7 protein-coding genes and 2 pseudogenes are annotated in these 11,264 nt (G+C 31.8%); 6 read left to right on the plus strand and 3 right to left on the minus strand.

The features are described 5' to 3' along the window. Nucleotide 1: 1 nt before the first annotated feature. Nucleotides 2-748 carry a M48 family metallopeptidase gene (locus tag CDG56_RS13635; protein WP_057081905.1) on the plus strand — a complete coding sequence of 249 codons (747 nt, stop codon included), beginning with the start codon at nucleotides 2-4 and terminating at the stop codon, nucleotides 746-748. A 220-nt stretch (nucleotides 749-968) separates the two neighbouring features. Here the strand turns inward: CDG56_RS13635 and CDG56_RS13640 are convergent, their stop codons facing one another. Continuing rightward, entirely contained in the window at nucleotides 969-1,151 is a 183-nt protein-coding gene (locus tag CDG56_RS13640) for a hypothetical protein (RefSeq protein WP_057081906.1), read from the minus strand. Between the two features lie 310 nt (nucleotides 1,152-1,461). On the opposite strand from CDG56_RS13640, the gene CDG56_RS13645 reads away from it, so the two are divergent. Continuing rightward, nucleotides 1,462-1,695 carry a hypothetical protein gene (locus CDG56_RS13645; protein WP_057081907.1) on the plus strand — a complete coding sequence of 78 codons (234 nt, stop codon included), beginning with the start codon at nucleotides 1,462-1,464 and terminating at the stop codon, nucleotides 1,693-1,695. Between the two features lie 857 nt (nucleotides 1,696-2,552). On the opposite strand, the pseudogene CDG56_RS17360 reads toward CDG56_RS13645, so the two are convergent. Together CDG56_RS17360 and CDG56_RS17605 are read right to left on the minus strand one after the other, a co-directional pair. Then, nucleotides 2,553-3,305, minus strand: a pseudogene (locus CDG56_RS17360) (integrase core domain-containing protein); the annotation flags it as partial. 34 nt (nucleotides 3,306-3,339) lie between these two features. Continuing rightward, nucleotides 3,340-3,489: a transposase gene (locus tag CDG56_RS17605; protein ID WP_057081857.1), complete on the minus strand. Its 150-nt coding sequence runs from the start codon at nucleotides 3,487-3,489 to the stop codon at nucleotides 3,340-3,342. A gap of 119 nt (nucleotides 3,490-3,608) precedes the next feature. Between CDG56_RS17605 and CDG56_RS13660 the strand changes: the two genes are divergently transcribed. From CDG56_RS13660 to CDG56_RS13675, 4 genes and pseudogenes are all read left to right on the plus strand, one after another. After that, nucleotides 3,609-7,088, plus strand: a complete 3,480-nt coding sequence (locus CDG56_RS13660; RefSeq protein WP_171295164.1) for an AAA domain-containing protein — start codon at nucleotides 3,609-3,611, stop codon at nucleotides 7,086-7,088. Nucleotides 7,089-7,099: 11 nt separating this feature from the next. Continuing rightward, the gene (locus CDG56_RS13665) at nucleotides 7,100-8,953 is read left to right on the plus strand and encodes a phospholipase D-like domain-containing protein (protein WP_086222951.1); all 1,854 of its coding nucleotides are present in this window, start codon (nucleotides 7,100-7,102) and stop codon (nucleotides 8,951-8,953) included. Nucleotides 8,954-9,383: 430 nt separating this feature from the next. Then, nucleotides 9,384-9,860: pseudogene (locus CDG56_RS13670) on the plus strand (helix-turn-helix domain-containing protein). Further along, nucleotides 9,856-10,395, plus strand: a complete 540-nt coding sequence (locus CDG56_RS13675) for an IS630 family transposase (protein ID WP_126038012.1) — start codon at nucleotides 9,856-9,858, stop codon at nucleotides 10,393-10,395. Before CDG56_RS13670 ends, CDG56_RS13675 begins: the two are co-directional and overlap by 5 nt. The last annotated feature ends 869 nt before the right edge of the window (nucleotides 10,396-11,264 follow it).

Genomic DNA, 11,264 nt, shown 5'->3' on the forward strand with positions numbered 1-11,264 from the left:
GATGAATACGCTGCCAGAGAGAAAGTTAAGCATTGTTTATGGTGATGAAATTATTGATTTTGAGGTGCTTGAAAGTCCTAGTCGTACTCAAAAGATACTGATTAAAGTCTATGCTGATTGTCGGGTGGTTGTATCAACACCGTTAAATACAGATGATCAAACAATTATTGAAGCGGTAAAGCAGCGTAGTCGTTGGATCTATAAACAATTACGAGAGTTCCGTGAACAAAGTAGATTTATCACGCCTCGCAAATATAAAAGTGGTGAAAGCCACTTTTATTTAGGTAAACAATATCAATTGAAAGTGATTCATGATGATACCAAGCCAAAAGGTGTAAAACTTCTAAGAGGAAGATTGGAAGTAAACACCTTGGATATGGGTCTTGAAAGTATTAAATCTTATTTAAATGAATGGTATAGAATCCGAGCAAAAGTCATATTCGAAGCACGTTTGCAACATATTCTAGAACAAGCTTTATGGGTTGAAAATTACCCTGATATTCGTTTGATGACCATGCGAACACAGTGGGGAAACTGCTCCCCATCAGGTTTACTTACGCTCAATCCTCATCTAGTTAAAGCGCCTACAATCTGCATTGATTATGTGATTCTGCATGAACTTTGTCATTTGGTTGAACATAATCATAGTGAGCGTTTCTACCAACTATTGAATCAAGTTATGCCTGATTGGGAGGTAGTGAAAGAGAGATTAGATAACATGGCTGTGAAGTTTTTTGATATTTTATAACAAGTTTGTTTCAGCGGTGGAAATTCGGTAAGGGGGAACTCTTCCATATAATTTATAAACTGATTAAGGTATGTGGCATAAGTGAGCTTAAATTTAAAATATTGTAATTACAAAACAGCAACTTATACATAAAATATCAATGAATGGCTTTTCAGGAAGTTTGTGCAATGTAAGCCTATCGTAAGCTATAAAAAGGGAAATTTAATATCTCCCTTATAGATTACAAATATGAAAGCTGTATTTGAGATGCAAAAAAAAGCTTTTGCTCTAATTCCTCATTCCACAGTCCTTCATCTTCCATACCTTGTTTTATATTTTTGAATATATCATCAGATAAGGTAACAGTAGATGATATAGCTGAATATTGAGCTTGAGGTAAGCATTCATTCAATAAACCTTTCATAGTATTGATCAGTTTATTTCGCCAAATAGTTGTTCGTTTTGATTTATATTGCTCAAATTGATCTTCGGCAACGGAAAGAAGTTCTTGTATTTTTTCACCAATATCAAAACGAACTTGTACCCACGAATTTCACTTGCTAATGGTGAATTTTTTACAAACTCATACAGGGCGTGTTATGTAATTATTTGAAGTTAATTGCTAGTCATGGTTTATTGCCGGCATATATAATGAAATATTAATTAATTGCTTATGTTATCGTAGGGTTGGGTTGATATGCCTATTTTATGAGCGAATTAAAAGAAGGACGGCAATGATCGATGAAGACTATTTCAAATACAGAGAAGCCAATTTATTAGCTCAATGGGATAAAAAACTTGCCACGGTACTAAAAATTCAAGAACTTGAGGCAGAACTCAAAGAATTTAGCTATATCCAAACATGTCGCAAAGATAAAAATACAGCAAGCTATGCACGTTTAGAACGTAGTATAGAAGGGTTTAGAAACCGCATAGCCCGCTTAAAAAAACAACTTTATACGACCTAATCATCATTTTTAACAAAGCAGTGTTAGTACACTAAAATGATTGAATAGCTTAGGTCAATCACTGAACTTTAGTCAGATGTTTAGATGTTCTCACCTCGAATCACTTGCTAGTATCTCGAGAGAAAATTCTATTTGTATTTATTACTGTTTTTAGAAAACTATCAGTGTAAATTTACGGTCAAAATAGCCATAGATCTTTTATTAATTTAACGTAATATTCTGTTTATGTAATTTTAATATTTATATTTATTTATAAAACAATAAATTATTTAATTTTTATTAAATATAGGTATATATATCCATACAACACTGCTAAAGCTGCTTATCAGAGAACATGTAAAGAATTCCAACAGCCTGAGTTAACTTATAGTGAACGTTGTAAAAACTGGCTACTTGAACACCAACAGGAAATCTTTAGAACAGATATAGAGGTCAAGGAGATTGCTAAAAACTTGAATCAGACCGAACGGCAAATTATGTATGCACGTAAAGAACTTAAACTTTTTTATTAGACAATATTGGACGGCGCAATGATAAAAAAGCATGGGTAGAAAAATATTGGAATGAACCCACTGAATTGAGTATTAACCAACTTCAACGGAAATATAACCTCAGCTTTGATTAAGTTTGTTATAGGCGAAAGCTACTCAAGCAGCTCAAGGGAAATGACACAAATAGACAAAACCGTCTGAGCATAAATATACTTTTTGCTGTAAAATGCGCTCACGTTTAAAAAAATCTAAATAAGAAGCGATGTTCTATAATAAGATAGCCCCTCAGGGGGGGCTTTTCTTATCGCACAGATGACTTAGAAAGGGTGTGGTACTGCAAAATATTTAGCTGATAATGTGTGTGATTCATAGAGATCGTTTCAATTTAGCGATCTCTAAATCCATCTTGTAATTGGCGTGTTGAATCCGTTCATTTGATGGGTTGTATTGCTTCTGGACCTCATCAGAGAAAGGGGTTTCTTCACATAATTCAAAGTACCTTTCCATCGGTGTTTTACCTTTCAAAGCTGAATGTGGTCTCATCCAGTTATAGTAATGCTGCCATTCGGCTAGCTTGTCTTGGATATCTTCAGAATTAATATCGACAGTAGCGTAGAACTCAGATTTATCAGTCTTTTGAGAACGCTCTACCTTGCCATTCAAATGAGGTGAACCTGGTTTATTTGGTCTAAATTTGATTCCATGCTGCATCAATTTTTTCTGTACTTTTTCAGCAAAAAATTCCCGCCCACGATCGGTCTGTATTCGCTGTATGGGAAAAGGCATTTCTTCAATTACGCAATCTAAAAAGTCGAGCGTATTCGCTGCTGTTCGGCGTTTATATATCCTTAAAACGCGATATCGTGTGCAGTCATCGATAGATGTGTACTGATATAGCCCAGGACCCAATTTACAGGTATCCATTTGAATTCTATCGCCTGGTAATGGGCGCTCATAACGAATGAAATCTGCTTTAGGACGGATTTTTTTAATCGGTTTGACTTGATAAGTGTATAGTACTAGATGGATAGTCGCTTAGGACAACGAGATTCTGTGTAGCCTCATCAATGACATTGGCTTCCTTGAGTTGTCTGTGTTCCTTCTCAAGTTCAATAATACGTTGTTGTACTGGTGCAAGTTGTTGTTTGCCAGTTCAACCAAGATTCGTTTCTCTTATCCATTTATCAAGCGTTGAATAACCAACACCTAATTTTCTGACTATGGCCGCTAATGGTTCATGTGAGTTCGCCAGTACACACTCTATCGCTTGTTGTTTAAATTCAGGACTAAAGCGTTTAGCCATTTCTTGTATCTTCAAAGTTAACATTATGTTAGCTTTAGGGGGAATCATTGTCCATTATTTTGGCTAGGATCACCACTAAATGTGTATAATTTGTAAAATTTAAAACTGCAATGAAAAAAATGTTGAAATTTGATATAGAACAAAATTTTGAGGAATCCTACTTATTAGCTGACGATGAGCATACATCTTATAAATTATATAAGTGTGTAGATGAGGATAGTGATGTCTATTTGGTAAAATTATGGGAAAAAATATTTGATCAAAGTGTAAAAGAAATTTGGTTGCAAGAAATAAGACAGCTAATTTTTTTAAAAAACTCACCAAATGCAGAAAAATATTTATTGATCATAGATGATGCAAAAGAATATGAAGATTGTTTTGTAACAACCTACAAAATTAAGATTGATGAAATTGATTATGAGACTTTTTATAAAAAAAATACTAATTGGAATAGTAAAGGTAAATTAAGGGATAAAGAATTAAGGTTTAAGATATGGGGAAATTTAAAGAATATAGCAGAAGGCTTAAATCTATTACATGAAAATGGTTTTTTGCATAGGAGTATTAATACAAAATCAATAATTGTAAATATTGATGATGAAATACCAAGTGATTTTAAGTTAACTGGCTTCGAATGGATGCTTGAGTTAGGTAGATTCAACTATAATAAAAAAAATTATGGGGTTCTTCTAGAAAGTTCATATAATAATGATTGGATGGATTATTTAAGGTTGGCTGAAGAAATATTTAATATAAAAAAAATAAAAGAAATAGATGAAATATTTACTCGAAAAGAAGTGTATTTCTTCTATAAACATATGAGTTCTAAGAAAATAAATGATGAAGATATTTTAAACGATTTAGATGAAATTTTACAGCAATTAGACGTTCAAGAGGAGAATAGTACGGAATATTATTTACATATTATTACTAGAAAAGAGGACGATTTTTTAGGAGAAATAAATAAGTTAATAGAAGGAGTTGATCATGGAAATATAATTGAATTTATTAAAAGTGATATTAATAAGCTTAATAAAGTTGGTATGTTTAAAGCTTTACACTATAAGCAGGGTGTGAATAAGTATTTTATTCAAGGTGAGAAGTTTTTATACAACATAGAAAAATCTAAAAATTTCATGGGTGTTTATACAACAGATAAAATGGTTTTAATTGATATATATCAAAGTATTCCTTTTTATGCTAAACACGAAAAAGAGTTTAAAGAGTTTAAAGAGTTTGATATTGTAGTAGATGTAGGGCGGGAAAAAAATAAAAAAAATGATTGGTCTAGATTGTTATCAGCTTTTAAAAATAAAATTGAACTAGATGAAAATGTGAAAAACTTCATTAATAGTATTCTTATATCTCAGGCTATAGATATTGCTGATTATTACTCTCAAATATACTCGGTTGAAGTGGTAGATATTTTGGAGGATAAGGAAAAAATTAAAGTAAAATTAAATACTGATTTGCAATCTGAAGCAATTAATAGAGCTCTTTGTAAAAAAACAGTTTCTGAGTGTTTTAATAAGTTTTATAGGGATAATCCAGATGTGGAATGGATAATTTCTAACGTTAAACCTGAAAATAAGAGAGAGTTTTATAGTGCTCATGGTGAGGATAATGAAGATTTTAGATACAGATTATTTTCTAGTGGATTTAATAAAAATTATGAGTATTTCTTAGATTCTAAAATAGACTCTGAAAATCCAGAAAAAATTAGCGAAGTGGTCGGTAAAATAAATCAGCATATGTTTATGTATCCGAAGTCATTATTAGGAAATCATTCTTCGCTTTTAAGAAAAAATAAGGCTATAACATTACTTGTTAAAAATACAAACCTATTAAATAGTCTTATATTTCCAAAGAAGAATACAAAAATCTATAACTCTAAGCTTCAATATGTTGATGGTTATCAAGAACTGGATGATTCAAAAAAAGAAGTATTTGAAAAAGCTTTAAACACATATCCAAATTATATAGTTCAAGGTCCTCCAGGAGTAGGAAAAACATTTTTAGTCAAAACTTTAGTTGAACAGATCTTCAAAAATGAACCATTTAGCAAAATAGTATTAAGTGCTCAAAGTCACTCTACTGTAGAAGTGTTGAGTGATGAAATTGATAAATGTGAATTTGAAAAAAAATTAGTAATGATCAAAGCTTTTAATAATAGTGATCATGAAGCTAAATCAATTATATCTAATACATTATTGGAGCATTTAGAACCCGTATATATCAGTAAATTATGGAAAGAATCATATTCTACAAATATAGATTTAAGACAGGATATGGATAAGTTTAAGCATAATAAGGAAAATTATAATTTTTATGATAAAATTTTAAGCAGTGCAAATATTATTTTAACAACTACAAATTCTAAAACAATCGAAAAAATGCTTGATAATAATTGTTATTTCGATTGGAGTATAATGGAAGAGGCAGCAAAAGCTTCGACTAATGATCTTATTAGTCCACTTCTTCTATCTTACAAAAGGTTATTAATTGGAGATCATAAACAATTACCACCTTTTTTTGAAAAAGATTTCAAAAAAATTATGGTCCCAGAAAATTTAAATTTGGATAAAATTATAAGTTTTATAACAAAGGGGAAATTTAAAAATAGTATAGTTCATGATAGCGGTTTATATAGTTTGCTAGAAATATTTACAGATATAAAACCAAAGTTAAATGATGATGATGCTGATATGGATGAGTTGCTAAAATTTGTACAAGATAAATATTTACCTGCCATAGAAAAATCTATTGAATATTATTCACTTTTTAAATATTTATTTAAGGAAGTTGATATTAATAAATCGAATAAGTCGAAGATTAACTTTGGTAGTATGATATCTGAGCAATATAGGATGCATCCAGATATTTCTAAAATTATTACAAAAGTATTTTATGATTATAAGTTGTTAGATAATGAATCAAGAAAGGTTTTTTATTTAGATGATTGTAATAGACCTTTTTATTTTAAAGATTTTAAGAAGGTAGATTTAGAAAACTCTAAAAGATTTACTTGGTTAAATGTAAAGGAGCCTTATTCTGATTCAAGTGTTATAAAAATTTTAGAGGAAAACTTTGTTAACAAATCTGAGGTTTTAATAATTGAAGATATCTTAAATTGTATTTATAAAAAATCTAATTTTATTAAAAAACCATCAATTGTTTTATTATCCCCTTACGCTAAACAAGTTAATTATATTAATGAATATTTAAAAACTAATGGTGTCTTAAAGGAGCTAATTAGAAAAGATTTTGAAATTATATCTGAGAATGAAATTTGCAAAACTTGTGATTCATTCCAAGGTGGCGAAGCTGATTTGGTGATTATTAGTCTAGTTAGAAATAACATAAATAATGATATTTATAGTGCTTTGGGCTTTTTAATAGATGAACGAAGAATGAATGTTATGTTTAGCAGAGCTAAATTTCATCTCATTATTGTTGGTTCTATAGGTATGTTTGATTATTGGGTCAATAGTGCATTGAATCATAAAGAATTGCCAATTGAGGCAGCTTTTATTGAGCAGTTGATAAAATTGGTACGTAATCCTCAATATTGCACATTCCATGATGCCTCTACTCTATAAGATGAAAAATTATGAAAGCACAATCAGCAAAAAATAATCATTATTTAGTAGCTATACCATTTGGATATTCTATTTCTGATGTTACTTTACGGAAGAGCTCACAATGGAGTGTTTTGGACCTTATTGTTATTAGAAGAATTGCACGTGAAAGAGTAACTTTAGACGATCTTGTGGCTGAATCAAATTTAAATAGGCAACTGCTTATACAGATCATTTTGCCATTTATTAAACTTGATTGGATTACATTGGTTCAAGATGAAAATAAAATTTATTTGCAGATTACTGCCTATGGACTAAGAGTGGCTGATATGAAATCTTTACCACAATCACCAAAAAAAATTAATACTAAGAGAGAGTTTATTGTTAATTTTACAAATGGTGATCACATCGGTCTGCTGAATAATAATATTAATTTATATAGTTATACTCAAGTTAAAGAGTTTGAAAGAACTTATGATAATTTTATTTTCTTAGATGATATTAGTAATAATCATTTTAAAATTATCGATGTAAATAAAGCTGAAAAATGTATAATAAAAGATGATGAAGAGATTGTTACTTATATACCACCAGTTAATTTGTTTTTAACGACTAGCGATTATAAATACGTTGTATTTAATATTAATGTTGTGAAAGGTGTTGTCCATAGTTCATTTAAGACTAAGTTTGATAATGAGCAATCTGAAAATAGCAAAGGAATTTTTTCTGCTACATCGTTAAAGCAGATATCAAATCATATCGCTGAGAGGTTACATGCTAAAAGTAAGGCTTCAGTTCGGAAAGTAAATTCTAGTTATACACCATTAGATCTGGAACCAAGCTATGAATTCAATATCTTACGTGAAAATATTGAGTTGATTCTTGGATCTACGAAACATTTAGAAAACTTTAAGTCAGCTTTTAATGATTCAAAAAGCTATGTGATAATTCATTCGACTTTCATTGGTAAATGGAATTTTAATTTCACAATAGACTCAATTATTTCTGCATTAAAGAGGGGCGTAATTGTTTATTTATTGTGGGGTAAAGATCAAATGATTGAAGATGACAGTAATTTTGATGCGATAAAAGAATATTTTGAGAAAATAGAGAATGACTATTATGGCTTATTCTATTTACATAAAATTCAAACAGGATCTCATGCAAAATTTATTATTTTTGATACACAAGAGTCAGATTGCATCTCGATTATTGGCTCATGTAATTGGTTCTATACTAATTTTGATAGATATGAAGGCTCAGTTTTAATTAAAGATAATGATTTCGCAAAAAAGTTATTAAATCTAGCAGCTAGTATTGCGACGGGTCGCAGTTATTTGTCAAATGAGTTAACAAAAAAATTATCGAGATTAAGTAATCAAATTCCTCCATCTAAATCTCTTGAGGGACATGAAGATGATCAAATTGCTAAAGTTAATCTACTTTTAAAGTATGACCACTATAAAGTGCTGAATTTAGCTCAGCGAGCAAAAGAAAGAATATATATTCTTAGTGACAAAATTTCTTTTAATATTAATAGGGCTGTATGGGCAGGATTAAAGCATTCAAAAGCACAAAAAATTAAAGCTTGGTATACATCTGATTCAGAGCAACTTACACATGATCAAATTCAAAGATTTAGTCAGACTTTGAAAAATGAAGTTAACGAAAAAATTAATTTGAAACACGATACAAGTAGGAAACGAAATCATAGTAAAATTTTAGCTTGGGACAAAAATCACATTGTCATTACTAGCTTAAATTGGCTTTCTGCGAACTCGTTATCCACGCAAGCAAATGACTTTGACAATAATCATGAGATAGGTGTATATATCAATCATCCTAAAATTGAACAAGAGTTTGTTCAGCATTTTAATGGTTCCTAATTAATTAGGAATATGATATTTGTATCACCGTGTGTCTCATTATTTTTTTATTTAAAATTAATGTAAATCATATGGTTATAATTTAGTATGGTAGAGGATATCCTGCCAAGATTTAAAGACTTATAAGTAGAAATACTTACAAGTCTTTTATAATGAGTATTTCCTACAATTCAAATTTGGCAATTCGTCAAATTAATTTCCATAATATTCAATGATTTCTAATACACATTCGCTTCCTAAAAGGTTCAAAGAAATCTAAATGATATTGTCCCTCTAAATTGAGCTTACTGCCAATGGTCAATAACATAATGTCACGCCCGCCATGCTTTGAATTCCAGAAGGCACAGAGCTTATTTATGGCTGGAGCCCATAAGTTGACAAAAACAACTAAACATGCGAAAAGACATTTTTGGTTAAACGATGTTTGCACATGCCACGGATTGTTACTGTCCCACTCAGCTTAGAACAGCGTGCACAACTAATTCTCTTGACCAAGCATGCAGCACATTAGCGTGAAAGACAACGTGCCCAAACCATTCTCTGGCTTTCCGAAGGTAAAACTGTTGCCGAAGTTGCTGCGTTACAAGAGCGTATCCCAGAAACCATAAGGCTACAACGCCGACATTGGGAGCTACATCAGTTTGAATCGATTCAAGAAGGTCATCGCTCAGGCCGTCCCAATACACTGACCTCAAACTATCAGGCTCAAATCTTAGAGTGGGTCAACACAAGCCCACTCAATGCAGAACAAATCCGAGTCAAACTGCATGAAAAACACGGTGTATCGGTGTCTGTTGAAACTCTTCGCAAGTTTTTGCGAGATTCAGGCATGGTCTTCAAACGCACCCGCCACAGCTTGAAAAAAAAGAGACCCGACCGCATTTGGACAAGCGCAACAGCAGATTGAAGCATTACGTGAGCAAGCGGCACGTGGTGAAATTGTATTGGGCTATGTGGACGAAACAGGATTTTCGGCTACGCCAGATAACCGTTATGCATGGACAAAGATAGGCGATGTTCATGCGGTTGATGCTGTAAGACTAAAGCGAGTTAATGTGATGGGTTGTCTGCTGTCAACGGGTCATCTGATCACCAGTTGCCTACAGGAGTCCGTTAACAGTCGCTGGTTTTATGCCTATTTGATGGGTGTAGCAGCACAGGTGAAACGCAGCTATCAAGTTCCTTTGGTGTTGATTGTTGACAATGCCTCGATTCATCGCAGCAAACAGATGGTAGATTGGCGCAAACTTCTTGTACAAGAGTATTCAACGACTTTGTATTTTCTACCTGCGTATAGTCCTGAGCTGAATAGAATTGAGATGGTTTGGAAGCAGATGAAGTATAACTGGCGGGATTTTAAGGTGATGAAGGCAGATCAAATAGAGCGTTGGGTTGGGCAGATTTCAAAGGGTTTTGGTAATGAATACATGTTTACTTTTTAGTTGATACTTATGCGGGGTAAAAAGTTCGTCTACGAAGAAACCTATAAAAACCTTATTCAAAGATGGAGAGCTAGAAATGTTTAATAAAGCTAAAACTTATCAGCAATGGGAATTTAGGTCTGGTTGTGAATAGGGCTACTATCAATTTACTAGTAAAATTTCGTCATTTATTGGAATGAAATTCTTGAGAATGAGTATAGCTTTATAAAAGACTTTGACACAAAACTTGGCACAAATAATAAAATCTAAAAGATTCTATTGAAGTGTAATTAATTGATAAATAATGAACTAAACTTTAATAGAATCTATTGAAAAGTATTTTAGTGAGTTCGAATCTCACCGCTTCCGCCAAATATCTAAATAAGCCCTTGTTTTTACAAGGGCTTATTTTTTGTCTATGATTTAAGCCCCCATAAAAACCCCCATAAAGTTTTGGATTAAATTCTATTACATCGTACTTGGTCAGATAGTTTTTCGCTTGAGTTTAGGGTGAAGTCGATTTTAGGTCGCATACAGACTCCATCTTATTTATAAGCTAAATCTTCTCAAGATAACTTTTTCAACGTGCTTAGGTAGTCATTAGTGAGCAATAAAGGCACATTAGAAATGGTCTTCTTAAATGTAGCAATTGTATTTAATCAATGTGACCAGGAAGTAGTTTTGTTCTTTTAGGTCTAACCAGATTTGAAAAATCAGACAAGGCAATCAGTAAAAATAGCAGTAAATTTTTCTAAACAAGAATGACTAAGTGAGCTCCCTACAGGGAGTTTTTATCTATAAAGAGAGGTGGTCCCACTTGTTTGAACAACTAAAAGCGTATTTATAAGTGATATTCCGCTCTAGTTAAGCCACCTTGTTTTGTTGGGGTA

It is taken from the genome of Acinetobacter sp. WCHA39, assembly GCF_002165385.1.
Lineage (GTDB): Bacteria > Pseudomonadota > Gammaproteobacteria > Pseudomonadales > Moraxellaceae > Acinetobacter.

Excerpts from the sequence above, each read along its gene's own strand:
- CDG56_RS13635 (WP_057081905.1), top strand. The coding sequence starts at position 2 with ATGAATACGCTGCCAGAGAGAAAGTTAAGCATTGTTTATGGTGATGAA.
- CDG56_RS13660 (WP_171295164.1), top strand. The coding sequence starts at position 3,609 with ATGTTGAAATTTGATATAGAACAAAATTTTGAGGAATCCTACTTATTA.
- CDG56_RS13640 (WP_057081906.1), bottom strand. The coding sequence starts at position 1,151 with ATGAAAGGTTTATTGAATGAATGCTTACCTCAAGCTCAATATTCAGCT.
- CDG56_RS17605 (WP_057081857.1), bottom strand. The coding sequence starts at position 3,489 with ATGGCTAAACGCTTTAGTCCTGAATTTAAACAACAAGCGATAGAGTGT.
- CDG56_RS13645 (WP_057081907.1), top strand. The coding sequence starts at position 1,462 with ATGATCGATGAAGACTATTTCAAATACAGAGAAGCCAATTTATTAGCT.
- CDG56_RS13665 (WP_086222951.1), top strand. The coding sequence starts at position 7,100 with ATGAAAGCACAATCAGCAAAAAATAATCATTATTTAGTAGCTATACCA.